This is a genomic window from Mesorhizobium sp. M0909 (genome assembly GCF_040319515.1).
Lineage (GTDB): Bacteria > Pseudomonadota > Alphaproteobacteria > Rhizobiales > Rhizobiaceae > Mesorhizobium.
In genome coordinates, this window is record NZ_JAMYOA010000014.1 from 72,749 (window position 1) to 91,082 (window position 18,334).

Sequence of the window (18,334 nt, forward strand, 5' to 3'; positions counted from 1 at the left end):
CAGGCGGCGGCTCATTCCTTCTCGAAAGGACCACCTTCGCGTGCGAGATCGCGTGAAATAACGCGTTCCTCCGTATCGTCCGGCAAGGCCTCGTCGCTGTCCTGGTAGGCGTTGTCGTCGTCCTCCTCCGGCAGTTCGCCGTCTTTCTCGACGTCGTAACGGATGTCGCCGTTTTGCGGCACGCCGTCAGGGAGGATTCTCCCGCTCCGGATGGCATCCCAGTCCTGCTGCTGGATGGTCGGGCTCTCGGTCTCGTCGTCGGTTCGTTCTTTCCTGCGCGGTTCCATCGCTGATTCTCCATAATGTCGGCGGCCCTGAACTGGCTCAGTGGTTGAACTCATAAGTCTGGCAGCCGGTTCCGGGCCGCTGCGGTCCGGGCGCATTGCCGCACGACGGAACCAATCGCGCCTGCCCGCCTTCACATTCAGAAGATACTGGCGCGAAAGGAGCTCGACATGAGACCGCTCATTTTCTTGCCGTATATGCTAGGTGCGATGGTGCTGGCGGCGCCGGCGGCCGCGCAGCCGGGCGAACAGGCGCAATCCAACCGCTGCAAGGTCGAGCCGCAGGATCAGAAGAACCAGCAGCAGAAGCCGGCCGGCAGCAATTTGTCCGACACGCTCGAGCCATGCGGTGGGGTCCTGAAGCCGCCGCCAACGGGCGATCAGGGCATGGCGACGCCACCGCCGAATGAGGGCAAGACCCCGGTGCTCAAGCCCGGCGAGGTGCCGCCACAGCCGCCCAAGCAGTAGCCGCTTCATTTGCTGCCACAGGGGCTTGCCCATGGCGGTAACGCCGCGCTGTACCGGCAGGTTTGTTGCCCTCGCTCAGGAACATTAGCTTGTCCTAAACGTTGTTTCAGACGCAGCCGATATCACCCCCTCCGGTGTCGCTGCTGATCGGGAAACCGATCGGCCCGCGTCCTGCGACGCGGGCCACCGTAGCTCATTCGCAGTTCATTCGCCGCACCGCGCGGGCACTTCACCACCATTCGATTAGCCGCCACTTACGGAACAACAAGGTGGCGTGGGCGTTTGCCTAGAGGGTTCGCCGCTTTGACCGGAATGCCGCGTCGCAACTTTAAGGGCGAGGCCCGTAACAACAGGAGTAGACGATGAAAATCCACCTTGTTCCTGCTGCGGCGGGATTGGTGTTGCTCGCCGGCGTCGGCGTGGCCACCGCGGACCAGGTGATTGTCACGCCCGAACAGCAGACGGTCATCCGCGAATACGTCCATAAGCACCCGTTGGCGTCGATCAATCTTCTGGGCGTGGAGCTCAATATCGGTTCCACGGTGCCAGATACGGTCGAGCTGCAACCGATCGATGTTCCCGACGTGAAGTACAGATACGTCGTCGTCGGCAATCGCACCGTGCTCGTCGACCCAGGCACCCGCAAGATCGTGCACGTCATCGAGTGATCGGCGCTCCCAAACCGCGAACCGGATTTGGAAAGGTCACGGTCTAAATTATCGAATAAGAGCTCCATCCCGAGCGATCGGGATGGAGCCGCTGTCGTCGCGAAACAAGGAAAGGAGCCATTCCCATGCTGCCGCATGTCGAGCGGGCTAACGTGGCCGCCGCCGTCGACAAACTGCTTGCTGAACGAGGCGATGGGCTGCTGTCGATGAAGGCGGCGATTGCACTGTTGCGCGAACGCACCGGAACCGAGCGCTCGGACGCCGACCTTGAAGGGCTGATCATCAAGAAGGCGGCGCTCCTCGGCGTCGCCGTCCTGTGTGACAGAGAGGTTCAATGACGGTGTTGCCTGGGGGCTCAAGACGCCGGTCGAAATTTCAGCTAGAACAAAGTTGCTTACGCATAAACCGACGGAGGCAACGGTGAGGGACAGACAGGAACGGATTCGCCAGCGTGCACACGCGATCTGGGAACAGGCAGGCAGGCCCGACGGGGCGCATCAGCAGCATTGGGATCAGGCTACCGCCGAAATCGACGCAGAAATCGCCACGAAAGAGACCGCCAGCCGGCCGAAGTCGAAAGCACGTCAGCCTAAGCCGGCGCCGGCCGCCAAGGACGGAACCAAACCCAAGGCGCGACCACGCAAAGCGTGAACTCGCGCGGATTTGATTCCAACGCTGGATCTCGCGGTTCGGCGCTCTGTACTTTCGTCCGCGGTCGGCAGCAGAGACAGTCCAGACCGGTCAAAAATGACGCAGCACGGTGAAGCAAACCCGCGCAGCGCGGATCTTCTCGGCCCATTGTTCCATTGCCGAGGGGTCGGTTTGATGTTGTGGTTTGCAGATTAGGAATTCGCCTTTTCGGCCGCCGACCCGTTGCGACGTTCGTCTGTTGCGGCGCCCACCAGCTGACTCTCGCATCGCTTCAAACTTTCGGAAAATTTCAATACAAATTTCACGCGGCTGTTCTTTGAAAATACACCATGGGACCAGCAAGTTGATCGGCAAAGAAACCGATCTTCTTCCTTGCACTTAGGGCGTAATGCAACCGGCGAGTTCGCGGGTTGCTCAGCGAAACTACAGCAGGAAGAATGTTATGACCATCAACATCAAAACAATCACCGGTGCAGTGGCAGGCAGCGTAGCGCTTTTCATGCTCTCGATGCCCGTGAATGCCGCGAACGGAATTGCCGTTGGTGTTGGAACATCCATCGGCGGCAACGGCGGCATTAATGCCGGCCTCGGCGCGACGGTTGGCGGTCGCGGCGGCATCAACGCCGGTGCCGGCGCAACGGTTGGCGGCAGCGGCGGCATCAAGGCAGGCTTCGGTGCCTTGGTGGGCGGCAGCGGCATTAACACCGGTGCCGGTGCTACGGTTGGCGGTTCCAGGGACATCGCCGCAGGCGTCGGCGCGTCGGTTGGGGGCAGAAGCGGCATCAACGCTGGTGCCGGCGCAACGGTTGGCGGTTCGAGCGGCATTGCCGCCGGCGCGGGGGTAGGTATCGGCAGCGGCGTTGGGGCTGGCGCGGGGGTCAGGGTCGGCAGCGGCATCAATGCCGGCGCCGGTGTCGGGATCGGTGGTACCATCCGAGCAATCCGTCCAACCCGGGCAGCCCGTCCAATCCCAGCAATCCCAGCTTACCCCAGGTCGTCGCCGACATGTCGAGCGACAAGTTGGTCAGGATGAAGAAGCGCTGCGTCGACGTGCTGAGTAGCGAAGGCACTTACGATAGCGATCTGCGCCAATTGTGCCTGCTTATCGCGCGCCGCTAAGGCGAATACATCGGAATGAAATGTCGGACCGGGCCGAGAGGCCTTCGTCCACCAGACCTCCAGCGGTCCAAAGCCCGCCATTGCGGCGGGCTTTTTTGCCGAGCACGTGGCGGCAGCATGGCTGGGCTCACAAGAGCACGCGCTTCAATGTGTTTGACGGCCAAGATCCGGCGAAACGGCCACCCCGCCTTCCAGGGCGTCCCAGCCCAATGCGGGGCTGCTTTGCATCAGCTGAGTGCACGCAAACTCCGCCAGATCGGCTTCCGCGAAGCCGTCGAACTCGATAGCTGCGCCTTGGAGCTGGGCTGCCTGCATGACGAGCCATTCGATGTCTTCGCGCGCAATATTCTCGGCGAGGTTTTGCAGTCGCACGGCTTCGGCGACAGCAGTCAGATTGATGGCAATCCCGGACCGCAATGTAGCTCGAACTCGGGAACCGACGTCTTCGTGCAGGCGAACCGAAAATCCGTAGCGCATGGAAAACCTTCCTTTCAGGAGCGGTTTGTCCCTCGTGTTCTACCATGCGCCCAGGGCTCGTGATTGGCAAGCGAAGACCCTTGAAAAATCGCTTCGTGTCAAATAGTTAGCGTATTTTGTTGATTGTCCATTTGATGCTTGATCCGCTTCATCGGACTTCTGCATGAGTCACACATCTGAAGGTCTTGACGTACTCTGCTCACGTACCTAATTCTACACAAAATCAGGGACATACTAACTCATCTGCGTTTAGGCTGGTATGACTGGAGGCCGAGATGTCCGAACTGGAACGCCCGGAACGATTGCAGATCATGCTGACTGTCGATGAACTGGCGGCGTTGGAGAACTGGCGCTTCGAAAAGCACATGCCGAGCCGGTCGGCCGCGGTACGTGAGCTTTTGAGGCGAGGTCTCACAGCCGATGGTTTCCTGACGGCGGCGCATGGGACCAAGTCGCGCGATTTCGGCATCCTGCCGCATTCTGCAGATGGTGACCGCAGCACGGCCGACGGACCGTCCCAGAAGGAATAGCGCCGTTTCCGCGCGGATCGCCCGCTCTCCGACCGTGCTTCGCGTCTCTCTCGCTTTGCGATGATCTGTGAACGTCTGGTCTGCTGATCGCCGCGAAATAGAAGAGATCCGAAGCTCTGTCTTGCCAGACGCTCCGCAATCAGGGAGTGCTTGATCGGCATAGTGCGGGCTCGGGAATTTGCCGATGACGCTGGAATTGACGGCCGGCGACCAGTCGATGCTGCATGGCGAGCAAGGCTCGGCAGCGGCTGCCGCCATGAAGATCCTGGTCGCCTTCGCGAAGGCGGTCGGCGCGCGCAAGTTGTTGGATGTTGCCGGTGCCCATATCGACGGCTGCCTCTATCACGGCCAGGCCAGCCTCGATTTCGTCGAAAGGCTGATCGAGGGCGGCGGCCGCGTTCGGGTGCCGACGACGCTGAATGTCGGTTCGTTCGACCTCATCCATCCCGGATTGGTGAAGATGCCGATGTCGCCAGAAGCGCCGGCGCGACGCCTGATGATGGCGCATCTGGACCTCGGCTGCCAGGCGACCTTCACCTGCGCACCCTATCAGACTCGGTTCCGGCCAAGGTTCGGCGAGCAGATAGCCTGGGGTGAGTCCAACGCCATCGTCTTTGCCAATTCGGTGATCGGGGCGCGAACCAACCGCTATGGCGATTTCATCGATTTATGCTGCGCAATGACCGGACGCGCGCCGGCCTGGGGGCTGCATCTGAGTGAAAATCGACGAGGCCAGATCCTGTTCGAGCTGACTGGCGGCCTCGAGCCCAGCGACGCCCTGTTCGTGGGTGTCGGACTACTTGTCGGGCAAAAGAGCGGCGACCGCATTCCTGTCATATCAGGCCTGCCGCAGCCGCGCGACGAGGACCAACTGAAGGCGCTGGGGGCGGCGGCGGCAACGACGGGCGCTGTGGCGCTGTTTCATGCGGTCGGCATTACGCCGGAGGCGACGACGCTGGATGAGGCGTTGCACGGCCTGGCGCCGGAGGAAAAAATCCGGATCTCTCGCGCTGATATCCGCCATGCGCTGGCCAGGCTGTCGAGCGTCCCCGACGGCGTGCAGCTTGCAGCCGTGTCGTTAGGCACGCCGCATTTCTCCCATGAAGAGTGGATGCGCCTGTTGCCGCTGCTGCGCGAAGTTGCGCCGGGCAGGGGCGTCCCGATCTATGTCAACACAGGGCGTGCCACGCTGACACGACTGCAGGACGAAGGCGCACTGGCCGGCATGGAAGCCTTCGGCCTTGTCCCGGTCACCGACACCTGCACCTATGTCACGTCGATCCTCGAGCGTCTCGACGGCGTGGTGATGACCAATTCGGGCAAATGGGCGCATTACGCACCTGGCAACATCGGTGTCTCGGTGGCCTTCGGCGACATGGAAGACTGCGTCCGCTCGGCCGCGGCCGGCCGCGTCGTGCGAGGCGCGCCATGAAGGCGCCGGCCAGAACCGGTACATTCCACCTTGCCGGCTCCGCACAAGGCCCGGCGCTGGTGCTTTCGCAGGCGCTCAGCTTCTGGGGCGGGATCGACGTCGAAACGGGCGACATCATCGACCATTCGCATCCGGACCTGGGCGGCAATATCGCCGGCAGGATCCTGGTGATGCCGAGCGGGCGGGGGTCGTCGTCCTCGTCTTCGGTTCTGGCCGAAGCGATCCTCAGAGGAACGGCGCCGGCCGGTATTATCCTGGAGCGGCCGGACCCGATCCTTGCCGTCGGCGCCATCGTTGCCGAATTCCTCTACGAAATCAGCATGCCGCTGGTCGTCTGCGACATATCAGGCATTGCCTCCGGCGACCGGATCGCTATCGATCTGGGCGAAGATGCGCAAGCGATGGTGAGCAAGCTCTAGTCTAGCCGGCCATCAGTCCTGCCGCGCCCCGCCGCCAGGTCGACGCTGAAATCGAGTTTGGCGTGGCCGTTGGTGCGCCAGTGGCAAAGACGTTGACCAGATCGAAGCCGTCATCGACGAGCGCCGGTTCGTCCGGTTTGCTGCGGTTGGTGCGCGTGATCTTGCCAACGCTGAGATATTGCGCGCCAACGGTGAGCTGGTCTTCCAACATCCTGTTGTTCAGCGGCTGGCCAGAATAGACGACGCTGACGACCTTGGCGTCGATAAGCGCGCCGGCACGATTCACGAAACCCCGGCCATTCACCTGGGTTCAGATCTCCGGGATGCTTTCCCTGAAGATCACTTGCAGCCTCGGCTGGTGCAGTTCGTAGGGCAAGCCCTTGACCGCGTGGGTCAAGGTGTTGAGCGCCTCGCGGGCCTCGACGCGCGGGTTCTGGTCGATGACCGCGTCGAGCGTGCCGTCGAGCAGAAGCTCCTTGGTGCCTTCCGTCACCTCATGGCCGAGAAAGACCGTCGACAGCGCGCGCCCGCGTTCCTTCAGCGCGCGGGCGATGCCGGTGTTGCCAGCGCCGACATTGTAGATGGCGGCTAGGTCCGGGTGCCGGTCCAGCAGGGCGGAGGCCTCAGAGTAGGCTTTTTCCCGATCGTCGAGCATTTCGCGCATCTCGACGATCTGCAGATTGGGCGATTCTTCCGTCAGTATGTGGCGGAAGCCCATCTCGCGCTCTTCGTGGCCGCGGTAGGAGAGCGAACCGGCGAACAGCGCGACCTTGCCCGGACGCCCTGCGCCCATGAAGCGGTTGAGCAGGTAGCCGGCGAGCCGGCCGGCGGCGCGGTTGTCGATGCCGATATAGGCAACCCTCGGCACATGCAGGATGTCGGAAGCGAGGGTGACCACCTTGACGCCGCTGGCCGAAAGCGAGCGGATCGCCTCGCGCACCGTCGGATGGTCGAGCGCGATCACACCAACGCCTTGCGTCTGCCCGTGCAGTTCCTGCAGCAGACGGGCGAGCCGATCCGGATTGAAGCCTTCGATAGTGGCGACGCGGACGTCGAGGTCAGGCCGCGACTGCGCCTGCGCCTCGATCTGGCGGTGCAGCATCTTGATGAAGGAATTGGTGCCGGCGGGCAGGGCGAAATCGAGCCGTATGACCTCACCGCGCAGCGCGTTGAGCGAGCTCGGATTGTTTGAATTTTCAGCGATATAGCCAAGCCGCTGTGCCGTTTCGAGCACGACCTCGCGAGTGCGCGCCCTGACCCCGGCGCGGTTGTTGAGCACACGGTCGACCGTGGCGGCGGAAACGCCGGCTTCCCGGGCTATGTCTGTCAGGGTGGACCGCACTGTCGATCACCTCATTCCAAATGTGCCAAAAATGCATCGAGATTACGCATTTCCATAGATCCGATGTCGGAGAGCGGCCTCATCGCCGCTCCCGATTCTGATGGGAAATGATGTAACCGGCCTTGGCCGATCCGCAAGTCGCTGCGCTAGACCAAATTCCGAAGCGGACCAAAGCGGCGAGGTGGGCAGGCCTGGTTCCCTCAAATTCAAGCACCGGCTTCGGTGCGAGAGCCTTGATAAACGCCATTTTCCCCTCCCTTGAGATATTATGATGTGTCTTGACTATTTATGATGTTGACAGCCTTGGTGCAATGCCGTCAATATCCATCATAAGGGCCGTGGAGGAACAAGGCCCTGAGGGAGGATTTCCAATGTCGAATTTGATCCGCGTGTCGCGGCGCCGTTTGCTGGCGTCCGGTGGAAAGGCGGCAGTGCTTGTTGCCGCCGCAGGTATCGCGCCGAAATTCATTCGCCCAAGCCGTGCCTATGCGGCCGATGCCCTGGCGCCCGGCATGATCGGTGGCCCGACCGGCTTCGACGGCTCGGAGCGCTATCAGTATGGCGCCGACACACCCGAGGGCCGCGCCATCGAGGCAGCCAAGGCGATGAAGGGCGCCGGCAAGGCGCCGACGAAGATCGTGCTCGGCCTGTCCGACGGTTCGATTGGCCAGCTGACGCAGCCGTTTCCGGCGGGCGCGCCGTCGATCAAGGATCTATGGGAGAAGGAAACCGGTATTCCGCTCGAGATCGTCGGTGTGCCCAACGGCCAGGAATTCACCAAGACGATGCAGGACATCTCCACCAAGGGTGGAGCCTACGACATCTACGCGGTCGAATGGAACCGTCTTGGCGACCTCGCCGAAACCGGCGGCATCCTCAAGCTCGACGACTTCGTTGCACAATATAAGCCGGAATGGGACGATCCCGAGCGTGGCTACGTCAACGGCGCCAAGGGCGTGTCGCTGCTCAACCAGTATCGCGGCTCGACCTACGGCGTGTCGCTGGATGGCGATTTCCAGACCTGGGTCTACCGCACCGATCTGTTCGGCGACGCAGCCGAGAAGAAGGCCTTCTCCGACAAATACGGGTATGAACTGGCGGCGCCGAAGACGTGGAAGCAGCATGACGAGATCGCAGCCTTCTTCCAGCGCCCGGACAAGGGCCTGTTCGGCTCGACCGATCTGCGCAACCAGGGCTGGGGCTATACCAACTGGTATCAGCGTTATGTCTCAATGGCTTCGCCCAATCAGTTCTTGTTCGACGATGCCGGCAAGCCGCTGATCAATTCGGAGCAAGGTATCGCAGCGACCAGCGAGTACATTGCGTCGCTCTCGCATCATTCACCGGATGCGATCTCCTGGGGTTGGCCGGAGCAGTACGGCAATTTCGCCAAGGGCGGTGCGGCCATGACCTGTGCCTTCTCCAACCTGCCGAAATTCCTCGACAATGCCGGCAACAAGGATTCAGCTGTCACTGGAAAGATCGGCTCCATGCTGCCGCCCGGCCGCGAGATCGACGGAAAACTGGTCAGCCGTTCGGTGCTGTGGCTTAACCTGTCGGCGTCGGTTTCCTCGCAAGCCAAGAACCCGGAAGCCTGCTACCTGTTCCTGCAGTGGCTGGGTTCAAGCCGCATCTACGCCTGGATGACCGCCAATCCGGGCGGCTATTTCGATCCGTTCCGGCTGTCGGATTTCTCCGATCCGCTGGTTCGCCAGACCTATCACGCCTACCACATGGACGTGGTGCGCGAGACGGTCGCCCGCACCGTGCCCACCATCAACTATCCCGGCGCCACCGCCTTCCACAACGCGCTGGACGAGAATCTCGTCGCCGCGTTGACCAAGGCCAAGACAGCCGAGCAGGCGATGGCCGACACCGAGGCCGAGTGGAAGAAGATTGCCCGCCGGACCGGCGAGGAGAAGCTTCTCGAAGCCATCAAGACCAACAAGGAGGCCTGGCCGACCGTCCTCGATCCGATCGCCTGATCCTCGCAGGATCTTACCAAGGAGGGGAGGAGCGGCCGCTCTTCCCCTCGCCAACGAAGGACCCAGCAAAGCCGCAAGATGAAGCGTTCAGTTCCTTTCGAGATATTCCGCTATGCCGCGATCCTTGCGGCGATGGCGGTGACGCTGGTGCCGATCCTGTGGATGGTGTCGATGGCGTTCAAGCCGATCGCCGAATGGTCGGCGACCGGCGCTGACCTGACCTGGTGGCCGAAGAACCCGACACTCAGCAATTTCCGCTTCGTCTTCGGGGAATCGACCAACAATCTGATCGTCGCGCTCGACCGCACAGCTTTGAAGCCGATCCTGTCGTCGCTGCTGTCGGCCACGTTCGGCACGGCAATCGCCATGTCGGCGGGCACCGCGGCGGCCTACGGGCTGTCGCGCTTCGGCTCGGGCCAGAACCTGCCGCTGGCGCTGATCCAGCTTCGCCTGTTTCCGCCGATGGCGGTCATGACCCCGGTGATGATTATGTGGGCTTTCCTCAACTTCACCGACAGCTGGTGGGGGCTGTCGCTGATCTATGGCATCGTCACGCTGCCTTTCGCCTTCTGGCTGATGAAGACCTTCTTCGACGACATGCCGCGCGAGATCGAGGAGGCGGCACTTGTCGAAGGCTGTTCGCGGTGGCGCGTCATCACCCGCATCACGCTGCCGATGATGCGCGCGCCGCTGGCAAGTGCGGCGCTGTTCGTCTTCATCCTCAACTGGTCGGACTATCTGATTGCGCTGCTTCTGACGACGCGGGAATGGGTGACAGTCCCTGTCTACATGGCCTCGCTGTCCTCCTCGATGACCGGACAGCTCTACGGCGCCAAGGCTGCTCTCGGCCTGATTGCCGCGGTGCCGCCGGTGATCATGGGCATCGCCATCCAGCGCCATCTGGTGCGCGGGCTGACCTTCGGGGCGCTCAAGCAATGAGCGCGGTGGCAGCGACGATTTCGGAGGGCGACATGCAAGGCTCCAAAGCGGCGTCGGTGTTGCCGGACGAGGGCGCACGGCTCGGCTTCCGGCTGACCCTGCCGGCGCAGATCCTGGTGCTGTTTATCGCTGTCTTCCCGCTCCTGATGCAGCTCTATATCAGCCTCACCGACTGGTCGCCGCTGTCGGGCACCGGCTGGTGGAATGCCTGGTCGATGTGGAACAATTTCGCCAACTACACCGACCTTGCGGTCGACGCACGCTTCTGGAGCGCGCTGAAGCGCACAGCCATCGTCATGATCGTCTGCGTGCCGACGGAGTTCCTGCTCGGGCTGGCGCTCGCGACGCTGTTTGCCGACGAGTTTCCGGGCAAACGGATCTTCTACTCGATCCTCTTGATGCCGATGATGGTGGTGCCGGCGGTGGCCGGCTACATGTTCTTCATGCTGTTTCAATCAGGCGGCCCGGTCAACGACATCCTGTCGGGGATCTCAGGCTTTCCCGTCACCATCGCCTGGCTGTCGGACCCGACGCTGGCACTCATCGCCGTCATGGTCGCCGACATCTGGCAGTGGACGCCGCTGATGTTCCTGATCCTGCTTGCCGGCCTGGTCGGCGTGCCTGAGGACCAGATCAAGGCGGCGACGCTGCTCGGCGCCAACCCCTGGCAGCGATTCGTCACCATCGTGCTGCCGAAGATGAAGACAATCATCATCATCGCGCTGGCGATCAGGGTGATCGAGAACTTCAAGATCTTCGACACGCTCTACATCATGACCGGCGGCGGTCCCGGCGTCGCTACCGAAACCATCTCCGTCTACATCTACAAGCTCACCACCCAGGACCTGATCTGGGGCTATGTGGCGGCAATCGCGCTGGCCATATTGATCGTGCTGTCCATCGCCGCGGTGTTTGCCATGAAACGCATGGCCCGGGTACGCCAGGTGACGGCATGAGCACGATCCATCTGCAAAACCTGGTCAAGAAATTTGGCGACTTCACCGCGCTGAAGACGATGGATCTGGCCATCGCCGACGGCGAGTTCATAGCGCTGCTCGGGCCGTCCGGCTGCGGCAAATCGACGACGATGAACATGATCGCCGGCATGGAAGAGCCGACCAGCGGCAAGATCCTGTTCGGCGAGCGCGACATGGCCGGCGTGCCTATGGGACGGCGCGGCGTCGGCTTCGTCTTCCAGAACTACGCGATTTTCACTCATATGAGCGTGCGGCAGAACCTCGCCTACGGGCCGAAAATGCGCGGCGCACCCAAGGCCGATGTCGACCGCCGCGTTGGCGCCATTGCCGAGATGCTGCAGCTCACGCCGCTGCTCGACCGCAAGGCCGACCGGCTTTCGGTCAACATATTGCAACGGGTCGCGATCGGCCGTTCGGCGATCATGGAGCCGGCGATCTTCCTGCTCGACGAGCCGCTTTCCAATGTCGACGCGGCCTTCCGGGCGGTGATGCGGACCGAATTGAAGCAGCTGCAGCGGCAGTTCCGGCAGACCATGGTCTACGTCACCCACGACCAGCTCGAAGCGATGACCATGGCCGACCGCATCGCGGTGATGGACCATGGCGTGCTGCAGCAGGTCGGCACGCCGCTCGAGGTCTACAACGATCCGGCCAATGTCTTCGTCGCCCGCTTCATCGGCGCGCCGGGCATGAACCTGCTCAAGGGCTGGCTGGCGGAAAGCGACGGTGGCTTGGTCGTCGATCTCGGCCCGCTCGGGGCGACGCCGCCGCTGCCGGTCGAGATCGCCGATGCCGCACGCCGGATGCGCGGCGAGGTGTTTTATGGCTTTCGACCGGAGCAGGTGAAGCTGGCTGAACACGGCCCTGGCCTGTCGATGCCGGTGAGTTTCGTCGAGCGGATCGGCGCGCGCACCATCATCCACCTTGGCGACGGGGAAACCGCGGTTAAGGCGGTGTTCGACAATGATGTCGGGCTGGCGATCGGGCAGACAGCCGTCGTCGCACCTGCGGGGGAGGCGGTCCGCGTCTTCGACGCCGCCACCGGCCTTGCCTTGAGAGCGGGCTGAGACCATGGCCGATATCGTCTTCCGCAATGTGACCAAACGCTACGGCAACACGCTCGCCGTCGATGACGCCTCGTTCACTGTCAACGACAATGAGTTCTTCTGCTTCTTCGGCCCGCCTCTATCGGGCAAGTCGACGGTGCTGCGCCTGGTGCTTGGGCTCGAGACACCGGACGCCGGCGAGATCCTGATCGACGGAAAGCCGGTCAACGCCCTGTCGCCGGCCGAACGCAACGTCGCGATGGTCTTCCAGAACCTGGCGCTGTTTCCCCATATGAGCGCGCGCGACAACATCCGCTTTCCGCTGGTCGAACGCCGGGTCGCCGAAGCCGAGATCGAAAAGCGCGTCGCCGACGTCGCGGCCAAGCTGCATATCGGCCCTATCCTGCACAAGCCGCCAGCACAGCTTTCCGGCGGTGAGCGGCAGCGCGTGGCGATTGCCCGCGCGCTGGTACGGGATCCCGCCGCCTATCTGATGGATGATCCAATCTCGGCGCTCGACGCCCGGCTGCGCGAGGAGACGCGCGTCGAGCTGAAGCGCATCCAGCGCGAGCTCGGCAAGACGCTGATCTATGTCACGCACGACCAGGAAGAGGCGATGTCAGTCGCCGACCGAATGGCCATTCTGGACAACGGCAAGATCAGGCAGATCGGCGCGCCGGCCGAGATCTATGACCGGCCGGCCAGCACCTATGTGGCGCGGCTGCTTGGCTCGCCGATGATGAACATACTGAAGTCGGTGCACGGCGCTGAAGGCGTGGAGGCGGCCGAAGGCACGATCCGCATCGCGGACAAGGCGGCGCCGGCCGATGCCGTCGAAATCGGACTCAGGCCGGAAGACATCAAGGTCAAGGCCTGGTCGGAGGGGGGCGCGGGCCGCCCGGCGCGAGTGTTCGAGGTCGAGCCGCTCGGCGGCTACACCGTAGTGACGCTCGCCGCCGGGCAGGCGCGTCTGCGGGCGCTGTTGCGCGGCCAGCCGGACATCAGACCGGACGCGATGGTGGCGATATCCTGCGAGCCGGCCAGAGTGCATTATTTCGGCCAAGGCGGGGGAGCGCTGGCACGATGACGGCGGCCGCAAGAAACGAGCTTCGGGAGGAACACATGGTGAGCAAAGGTTTCGAGCCGGACGTGAAGGTCCGCGCGAAGGAATACAGGATCGGCTGCGTGGGCGCCGGCATGATCATGGCCGAATGCCACCTTGCCGCTTACAAGGAAGCCGGTTTCCCAGTGGTGGCGATTGCCTCGCGGACCAAGGCCAGCGCCGAGAAGGTCGCCAAACGCTGGGATATCCCGACCGTCCACGACACGCCGGAACAGCTCATCGAGGACAAGAACGTCGAGATCATCGATCTTGCCTTTCCGCCCGACCAGCAGCCGGCGCTGATCCGCCATGCGCTGAAGCAGTCACATATCAAGGCGATCCTGGCGCAGAAGCCATTGGCGCTGTCCCTTGAAGAGGCCGTTAAACTTCGCGACGAGGCGGCCAAGGCAGGCAAGATCCTCTCGGTCAACCAGAACATGCGCTACGACCAGTCGATGCGCGTCTTGAAGCAGGTCATCGACAGCGGCGCGCTCGGCGACATCGTCTTTGCCCAAATCGACATGCATGCGATCCCGCACTGGCAGAGCTTCCTCGAGGACTATGACCGATTGACGCTCGCCAATATGAGCGTTCACCATCTCGACGTACTACGCTTCCTGTTCGGCGATCCCCTAGAGATCACCACCCTGACGCGCAAGGACCCGCGCACCCGCTTCGACCATTCGGACGGCATCACAGTATCGACGATCAAGTTCCCGTCCGGTGTGCTTGCCGTATCGCTGGAGGATGTCTGGTCCGGGCCGCGCCAGGAGGGCTACAAGGACGACCAGCACATCAACTGGCGGGTCGACGGCACCAAGGGCGTCGCCAAGGGCACCATCGGCTGGCCGACTGGCGCTGCCTCGACGCTGACCTATGCCTCGACCGAGACCACCGGTGGTGAATGGGTGACACCCAGCTGGGGCACGAAGTGGTTCCCGCATGCTTTTATCGGCGTCATGGAGCAGCTCCAGCACGCGGTCAAGACTGGCGAGCCGCCGGCGCTGTCCGTCGCCGACAACGTCAAGACCATGGCGCTGGTCGAAGCCGGCTACCGCTCCATCGACAAGGGCCGGACGGTCAAACTTTCCGAAATATCAACTGACTGAATCACTTACAGGGAGGACTTCACACCATGATGCAGGCAGGTATTTTCACGGGTTATTTTCCGTATGGCCTCAAGGAAACCGCGCAGAAGATCCGTGCGCTCGATTTCAACACCGTGCAGCTCGACCTGCATTTTAGGGACATCGACCTGTCGGCCGGACAGATCACCAGGGACAAGGCCAAGACCGTCCGCGATACGTTTCGCGACCACAATCTGCCGATCTGCTGCGTATCGGGTTACACCAACATCATCCATCCGGACCTGGGCGAGCGCGAGCGGCGCGTCGGCTATCTGAAGGAGATCATCCGTAACGCACGCCATTTCGGCACCCCTTACGTGATCTCGGAAACCGGTACCTACAACACCGAGTCCGACTGGGTGCATCACCCGAAGAACAAGACCGAGGAAGGTTTTGAAGAATGTCGCAAGATCATCGCCGACCTTGCCCAGACCGCCTACGACCACGGCGCGGTGTTCCTGCTCGAAACCTATGTCAACAATGTCGTCGGTTCGGTCGAGGAGACGGTGAGGATGTTCGCGCAGGTCGACCACCCAGGCCTCGGCCTGTTGATGGACCCGACCAACTATTTCGAAACGCACAATATCGACAGGATGGACCAGATCCTGAACCAGGTGTTCGACACGCTGACCGACAAGATCAAAATCGCCCACGCCAAGGACGTCAAGCGTTCTGGCGGCGACAAGTCGGAGAAGCACGCCGACATCGGCGACGAGGACGCGCTGGAGAGCCACACTTTCCGCGGCGTCGGCGAGATCGAGCTGCCGGCGCCTGGCCTCGGTTCGCTGAATTACGACCTCTATCTCAAGCGGCTGGCCGAAAAGCATCCGAACATTCCGGTCATAATCGAGCATCTTTCGGAAGACGACGTGCCGCGCGCCAAGAAATTCCTCGACGGGAAATTCCGCGCCAACGGACTGTGACGGCGCGGTTCGGCTACGAAACAAGGGAGGAAGAGAAATGTTGAAACTCGCGTTGAAAATCGCGGCTGCGGCGATCGTGCTCGCCGGCGTGACCATGGGCTCGGCGGTGGCGCAGGATGCCCAGAAGACGTTCTACCTGTTGTCGCATGGCGGCCCGTCGGACGCCTTCTGGATCGACTGGAATGCCGGTGCCACCAAGGCGTGCGACCAGCTCAAGGTGACCTGCAAGATCTCGTTCAGCGGGGGCGACATGGCGGCGCAGAAGGAAGCCTTCAACTCGGCGCTGGCCGCCAAGCCGGACGGCATCGCCACCACCTCGGCGCAGCCCGGCCTGTGGACCGAGGAGGTCAAGGCGGCGAAGGCTGCCGGTATCCCGATCGTGTTCTTCAACACCGACGATCCGGCGACCGGCCGGCAAGCCTACGTCGGCGCCGATCTTAAGGAAGCCGGTGTCATCTGGGCGAAGTATCTGGTGGACCACAAGATGGTGAAGCAAGGCGACAAGGTGTTCCTGCCGGTCGAAGTGCCGGGCGCCAGCTACCAGCAGCTCGAGACCGAAGGCATTGCCAGCGTCTTCGATCCGCTCGGCATCAAATATGACGTGGTCGATTGCGGCACCGATCCGGCCGGCATCATCGCCAAGATGACCGACTACATGGTCGCCAACAACCCGCCGGCAATCATCGCGCTCGGCGATTCCGTTGCGGCCAGCGTCAAGCGGGTGTTCGACGGCGCCGGCGTGCCGGCCGGCAAGATCCCGGTCGTCGGCTGGGGAAATTCGAAGGAAACGGCCGAGTCAGTCAAGTCTGGGTTCATCAACGCGGCTGCCTGGCAGTTTCCCTCGGCGCAAGGCTTCATGCCGGTGGCGCTGCTCGGGCTGGCCGCCGCTGGCGAACCGATCGGCTACGACATCCACACCTTCAGCCTCTACGACGCCTCGAGCGTCGAACCGATCCTGAAACTCTACAACAAGTGATTGGAACTGACGCTCGCCGCGCAGGCGGCGGGCGTCACTTAGCGTATGGTTCGAGCTGTCATGACAATTGCTGCAGAAGAGGAAATGCCGCGTGCCAGACGCAGGTCGAGCCTGATGCGCTCGCCGCAGTTCTCTTCGCTCGTCATCCTGATTGTCCTGCTGGCGGTGTTCGCGATCGCCGACGCCAATTTCCTGTCGCCGCTCAACATCTCCAACATGATGGCGTTCCTGCCCGAGCTCGGCATCATCGCGCTCGGCATGACGCTGCTTTTGACAGCCGGCGAGTTCGACCTTTCGGTCGGTGCCGTATTCGGGCTGGCGCCGGTCGTGGTCATGCTGCTGGTGCAGAACGGCGGGGTCGATATCGGCGTGGCGCTGCTGGCCGGACTGGTGCTCTGCATAGCGATCGGTGCGATCAACGGACTGATCGTCACCAAGATCGGCATTTCGTCCTTCCTGGTGACGCTGTCGATGCTGCTGGTGGTGCGAGGCGCGGCCCTCTACATCACCCAGGGCTTTCCGCTGAAGTCCTGGGACCAGCCAGGCTTCTTCGTGACGCTGCTGGCCGGCAGCTTTAGTATCGGAACGTTCCGTTTCTATACCTCGCTGTGGTGGTTCATCGGCCTGTCGCTGCTGGCGGTCTATGTGCTGCGCTACGCCAAGCTCGGCAACTGGATCAGCGCTATCGGCTCGAACCGTAACGCTGCCGTGGCGCGTGGTGTGCCGGCCGATGCGGTCAAGATCTGGCTGTTCATCCTGACCTCGGTGCTGGCCGGTCTCGCCGGCATGATCAGCGCCTTCCGCATCTCGGCGGCATCGCCGGTGGCCGGCACCGGCTATGAGCTGGAGGTGATCGCCATGGTGGTCGTCGGCGGCACGGCGCTGACCGGTGGGCGCGGCACCATTTTCGGCACCATCGTTGGCGCGCTGATGCTGCGCAGCATCCGCAACGGCATCGTGCTGATCGGCGTGCCAGGGCTCGCCTACAACATCTTCGTCGGCGTCATCATCCTTGCCATGCTCATCCTGCACGCTTTGCTGCAGAAGAACGCCGCCAGGAGCTGATCATGGAAGTGCTTCGGCTGCAGAACCTGCAAAAATCCTTCGGCAGCGTCCGCGCCCTGAAGAGCGCCTCCTTCACGCTCAACGAGGGCGAAGTGGTGGCCTTGCTCGGCGACAACGGCGCCGGCAAATCGACATTAATCAAGGCGATCTCCGGGGTCTTTCCCGTCGATCGCGGCGACATCTATGTGCGCGGCCAGAAGGTCTCCATCCGCTCGACGCGCGACGCGATGGATCTCGGCATCGAGACCATCCACCAGGACACCTCGCTGGCTCCCGATCTCAGCATCGCGCGCAATCTTTTCCTCGGCCGCGAGCCGGTCAATCTCAAATGGCTTGGCGTGTTCGCGCCGCTCGATCTCGCTCAATTGCGCGATGCCGCCTCGGCACTTTTGAAGCGCGTCGGCATCTCGAAGAAACTCGACGCCGATGCGCTGGTCTCAACGCTGTCGGGCGGCGAGCGTCAGTCGATCGCCATCTCGCGCGCCATGCAGTTCGCCGCCAAGGTCATCATCCTCGACGAGCCGACCAACAATCTCGGCGTCGAGGAAACACACGGCGTACTGCGCTTCGTCAAGGAGGTGCGCGATGCCGGTCACTCGGTGCTTTTGATCACCCACAACATCCATCACGTCTTCCAGGTCGCTGACCGCATCATCGTCATGCGCCGTGGCGAGATCGTCGCCGAGCAGACAGTCGCAGACACCGACCTGCTGACCGTGGAAAGCATCATCACCGGCGCCGACATGTCGGCCCTCCTCAAGGAGACGAGAGCGAAGTGAAGGACGGGAGCAAAGTGAAGGAACT

Annotated in this window: 23 protein-coding genes; 18 read left to right on the forward strand and 5 right to left on the reverse strand. The window is 62.4% G+C overall.

Annotated elements, in window-relative coordinates; all coding sequences use genetic code 11:
• Positions 1-11: 11 nt before the first annotated feature.
• On the reverse strand, positions 12-287 hold the full coding sequence (locus tag NKH83_RS21320) for a hypothetical protein (RefSeq protein ID WP_352475488.1): 276 nt from the start codon (positions 285-287) through the stop codon (positions 12-14).
• A gap of 168 nt (positions 288-455) precedes the next feature.
• Between NKH83_RS21320 and NKH83_RS21325 the strand changes: the two genes are divergently transcribed.
• The 4 genes from NKH83_RS21325 (at position 456) to NKH83_RS21340 (ending at position 2,071) form a co-directional block, all read left to right on the forward strand.
• On the forward strand, positions 456-752 hold the full coding sequence (locus NKH83_RS21325) for a hypothetical protein (protein WP_352475487.1): 297 nt from the start codon (positions 456-458) through the stop codon (positions 750-752).
• 362 nt (positions 753-1,114) lie between these two features.
• Complete coding sequence (locus tag NKH83_RS21330) at positions 1,115-1,420, forward strand: DUF1236 domain-containing protein (RefSeq protein ID WP_352475486.1); 306 nt, start codon at positions 1,115-1,117, stop codon at positions 1,418-1,420.
• A gap of 125 nt (positions 1,421-1,545) precedes the next feature.
• Complete coding sequence (locus NKH83_RS21335) at positions 1,546-1,758, forward strand: hypothetical protein (protein ID WP_254820502.1); 213 nt, start codon at positions 1,546-1,548, stop codon at positions 1,756-1,758.
• 82 nt (positions 1,759-1,840) lie between these two features.
• The gene (locus NKH83_RS21340) at positions 1,841-2,071 is read left to right on the forward strand and encodes a DUF2934 domain-containing protein (RefSeq protein ID WP_352475485.1); all 231 of its coding nucleotides are present in this window, start codon (positions 1,841-1,843) and stop codon (positions 2,069-2,071) included.
• A gap of 90 nt (positions 2,072-2,161) precedes the next feature.
• Here the strand turns inward: NKH83_RS21340 and NKH83_RS21345 are convergent, their stop codons facing one another.
• On the reverse strand, positions 2,162-2,425 hold the full coding sequence (locus tag NKH83_RS21345) for a hypothetical protein (RefSeq protein ID WP_352475484.1): 264 nt from the start codon (positions 2,423-2,425) through the stop codon (positions 2,162-2,164).
• A gap of 88 nt (positions 2,426-2,513) precedes the next feature.
• Here NKH83_RS21345 and NKH83_RS21350 point away from each other — a divergent pair, with 88 nt between their 5' ends.
• Positions 2,514-3,104 carry a hypothetical protein gene (locus tag NKH83_RS21350; protein WP_352807249.1) on the forward strand — a complete coding sequence of 197 codons (591 nt, stop codon included), beginning with the start codon at positions 2,514-2,516 and terminating at the stop codon, positions 3,102-3,104.
• Between the two features lie 230 nt (positions 3,105-3,334).
• Here NKH83_RS21350 and NKH83_RS21355 read toward each other — a convergent pair whose 3' ends face one another.
• Positions 3,335-3,667: a hypothetical protein gene (locus NKH83_RS21355; protein WP_352475482.1), complete on the reverse strand. Its 333-nt coding sequence runs from the start codon at positions 3,665-3,667 to the stop codon at positions 3,335-3,337.
• Between the two features lie 275 nt (positions 3,668-3,942).
• Between NKH83_RS21355 and NKH83_RS21360 the strand changes: the two genes are divergently transcribed.
• The 3 genes from NKH83_RS21360 (at position 3,943) to NKH83_RS21370 (ending at position 6,048) form a co-directional block, all read left to right on the forward strand.
• Positions 3,943-4,197, forward strand: coding sequence for a hypothetical protein (locus tag NKH83_RS21360; protein ID WP_254820505.1), 255 nt, complete (start codon positions 3,943-3,945; stop codon positions 4,195-4,197).
• Between the two features lie 184 nt (positions 4,198-4,381).
• Complete coding sequence (locus tag NKH83_RS21365; protein WP_352475481.1) at positions 4,382-5,629, forward strand: aconitase X; 1,248 nt, start codon at positions 4,382-4,384, stop codon at positions 5,627-5,629.
• Positions 5,626-6,048, forward strand: a complete 423-nt coding sequence (locus tag NKH83_RS21370) for an aconitase X swivel domain-containing protein (RefSeq protein ID WP_352475480.1) — start codon at positions 5,626-5,628, stop codon at positions 6,046-6,048. Before NKH83_RS21365 ends, NKH83_RS21370 begins: the two co-directional genes overlap by 4 nt.
• A gap of 1 nt (position 6,049) precedes the next feature.
• On the opposite strand, the gene NKH83_RS21375 is transcribed toward NKH83_RS21370, so the two are convergent.
• The gene (locus NKH83_RS21375; protein ID WP_352475479.1) at positions 6,050-6,334 is read right to left on the reverse strand and encodes a hypothetical protein; all 285 of its coding nucleotides are present in this window, start codon (positions 6,332-6,334) and stop codon (positions 6,050-6,052) included.
• 24 nt (positions 6,335-6,358) lie between these two features.
• Positions 6,359-7,390 (reverse strand): LacI family DNA-binding transcriptional regulator, encoded by a 1,032-nt coding sequence (locus NKH83_RS21380; RefSeq protein ID WP_352475478.1) that lies wholly within the window; start codon positions 7,388-7,390, stop codon positions 6,359-6,361.
• Between the two features lie 371 nt (positions 7,391-7,761).
• On the opposite strand from NKH83_RS21380, the gene NKH83_RS21385 reads away from it, so the two are divergent.
• From NKH83_RS21385 to NKH83_RS21430, 10 genes are all read left to right on the forward strand, one after another.
• Positions 7,762-9,375, forward strand: coding sequence for an extracellular solute-binding protein (locus tag NKH83_RS21385; RefSeq protein WP_352475477.1), 1,614 nt, complete (start codon positions 7,762-7,764; stop codon positions 9,373-9,375).
• A 78-nt stretch (positions 9,376-9,453) separates the two neighbouring features.
• Positions 9,454-10,314, forward strand: a complete 861-nt coding sequence (locus NKH83_RS21390; RefSeq protein WP_352807255.1) for a carbohydrate ABC transporter permease — start codon at positions 9,454-9,456, stop codon at positions 10,312-10,314.
• On the forward strand, positions 10,311-11,270 hold the full coding sequence (locus tag NKH83_RS21395) for a carbohydrate ABC transporter permease (RefSeq protein ID WP_352807258.1): 960 nt from the start codon (positions 10,311-10,313) through the stop codon (positions 11,268-11,270). The genes NKH83_RS21390 and NKH83_RS21395 overlap by 4 nt, the downstream gene beginning before the upstream one ends.
• Entirely contained in the window at positions 11,267-12,358 is a 1,092-nt protein-coding gene (locus NKH83_RS21400) for an ABC transporter ATP-binding protein (protein WP_352807260.1), read from the forward strand. Before NKH83_RS21395 ends, NKH83_RS21400 begins: the two co-directional genes overlap by 4 nt.
• Before the next feature lie 4 nt (positions 12,359-12,362).
• Positions 12,363-13,424: an ABC transporter ATP-binding protein gene (locus NKH83_RS21405; protein WP_352807262.1), complete on the forward strand. Its 1,062-nt coding sequence runs from the start codon at positions 12,363-12,365 to the stop codon at positions 13,422-13,424.
• 35 nt (positions 13,425-13,459) lie between these two features.
• Positions 13,460-14,548 carry a Gfo/Idh/MocA family protein gene (locus NKH83_RS21410; RefSeq protein ID WP_352807265.1) on the forward strand — a complete coding sequence of 363 codons (1,089 nt, stop codon included), beginning with the start codon at positions 13,460-13,462 and terminating at the stop codon, positions 14,546-14,548.
• A 26-nt stretch (positions 14,549-14,574) separates the two neighbouring features.
• Positions 14,575-15,489 carry a sugar phosphate isomerase/epimerase family protein gene (locus NKH83_RS21415; RefSeq protein WP_352705186.1) on the forward strand — a complete coding sequence of 305 codons (915 nt, stop codon included), beginning with the start codon at positions 14,575-14,577 and terminating at the stop codon, positions 15,487-15,489.
• A 37-nt stretch (positions 15,490-15,526) separates the two neighbouring features.
• Positions 15,527-16,465, forward strand: a complete 939-nt coding sequence (locus tag NKH83_RS21420) for a sugar ABC transporter substrate-binding protein (protein WP_352705184.1) — start codon at positions 15,527-15,529, stop codon at positions 16,463-16,465.
• Positions 16,466-16,525: 60 nt separating this feature from the next.
• Positions 16,526-17,530, forward strand: a complete 1,005-nt coding sequence (locus NKH83_RS21425) for an ABC transporter permease (RefSeq protein ID WP_352705182.1) — start codon at positions 16,526-16,528, stop codon at positions 17,528-17,530.
• Positions 17,527-18,309 carry an ATP-binding cassette domain-containing protein gene (locus NKH83_RS21430; protein ID WP_254820537.1) on the forward strand — a complete coding sequence of 261 codons (783 nt, stop codon included), beginning with the start codon at positions 17,527-17,529 and terminating at the stop codon, positions 18,307-18,309. Before NKH83_RS21425 ends, NKH83_RS21430 begins: the two co-directional genes overlap by 4 nt.
• Positions 18,310-18,334: the final 25 nt, after the last annotated feature.

Excerpts from the sequence above, each read along its gene's own strand:
- NKH83_RS21320 (WP_352475488.1), bottom strand. The coding sequence starts at position 287 with ATGGAACCGCGCAGGAAAGAACGAACCGACGACGAGACCGAGAGCCCG.
- NKH83_RS21325 (WP_352475487.1), top strand. The coding sequence starts at position 456 with ATGAGACCGCTCATTTTCTTGCCGTATATGCTAGGTGCGATGGTGCTG.
- NKH83_RS21330 (WP_352475486.1), top strand. The coding sequence starts at position 1,115 with ATGAAAATCCACCTTGTTCCTGCTGCGGCGGGATTGGTGTTGCTCGCC.
- NKH83_RS21335 (WP_254820502.1), top strand. The coding sequence starts at position 1,546 with ATGCTGCCGCATGTCGAGCGGGCTAACGTGGCCGCCGCCGTCGACAAA.
- NKH83_RS21350 (WP_352807249.1), top strand. The coding sequence starts at position 2,514 with ATGACCATCAACATCAAAACAATCACCGGTGCAGTGGCAGGCAGCGTA.
- NKH83_RS21355 (WP_352475482.1), bottom strand. The coding sequence starts at position 3,667 with ATGCGCTACGGATTTTCGGTTCGCCTGCACGAAGACGTCGGTTCCCGA.
- NKH83_RS21360 (WP_254820505.1), top strand. The coding sequence starts at position 3,943 with ATGTCCGAACTGGAACGCCCGGAACGATTGCAGATCATGCTGACTGTC.
- NKH83_RS21365 (WP_352475481.1), top strand. The coding sequence starts at position 4,382 with ATGACGCTGGAATTGACGGCCGGCGACCAGTCGATGCTGCATGGCGAG.
- NKH83_RS21370 (WP_352475480.1), top strand. The coding sequence starts at position 5,626 with ATGAAGGCGCCGGCCAGAACCGGTACATTCCACCTTGCCGGCTCCGCA.
- NKH83_RS21385 (WP_352475477.1), top strand. The coding sequence starts at position 7,762 with ATGTCGAATTTGATCCGCGTGTCGCGGCGCCGTTTGCTGGCGTCCGGT.
- NKH83_RS21390 (WP_352807255.1), top strand. The coding sequence starts at position 9,454 with ATGAAGCGTTCAGTTCCTTTCGAGATATTCCGCTATGCCGCGATCCTT.
- NKH83_RS21395 (WP_352807258.1), top strand. The coding sequence starts at position 10,311 with ATGAGCGCGGTGGCAGCGACGATTTCGGAGGGCGACATGCAAGGCTCC.
- NKH83_RS21400 (WP_352807260.1), top strand. The coding sequence starts at position 11,267 with ATGAGCACGATCCATCTGCAAAACCTGGTCAAGAAATTTGGCGACTTC.
- NKH83_RS21405 (WP_352807262.1), top strand. The coding sequence starts at position 12,363 with ATGGCCGATATCGTCTTCCGCAATGTGACCAAACGCTACGGCAACACG.
- NKH83_RS21410 (WP_352807265.1), top strand. The coding sequence starts at position 13,460 with ATGGTGAGCAAAGGTTTCGAGCCGGACGTGAAGGTCCGCGCGAAGGAA.
- NKH83_RS21415 (WP_352705186.1), top strand. The coding sequence starts at position 14,575 with ATGATGCAGGCAGGTATTTTCACGGGTTATTTTCCGTATGGCCTCAAG.
- NKH83_RS21420 (WP_352705184.1), top strand. The coding sequence starts at position 15,527 with ATGTTGAAACTCGCGTTGAAAATCGCGGCTGCGGCGATCGTGCTCGCC.
- NKH83_RS21425 (WP_352705182.1), top strand. The coding sequence starts at position 16,526 with ATGACAATTGCTGCAGAAGAGGAAATGCCGCGTGCCAGACGCAGGTCG.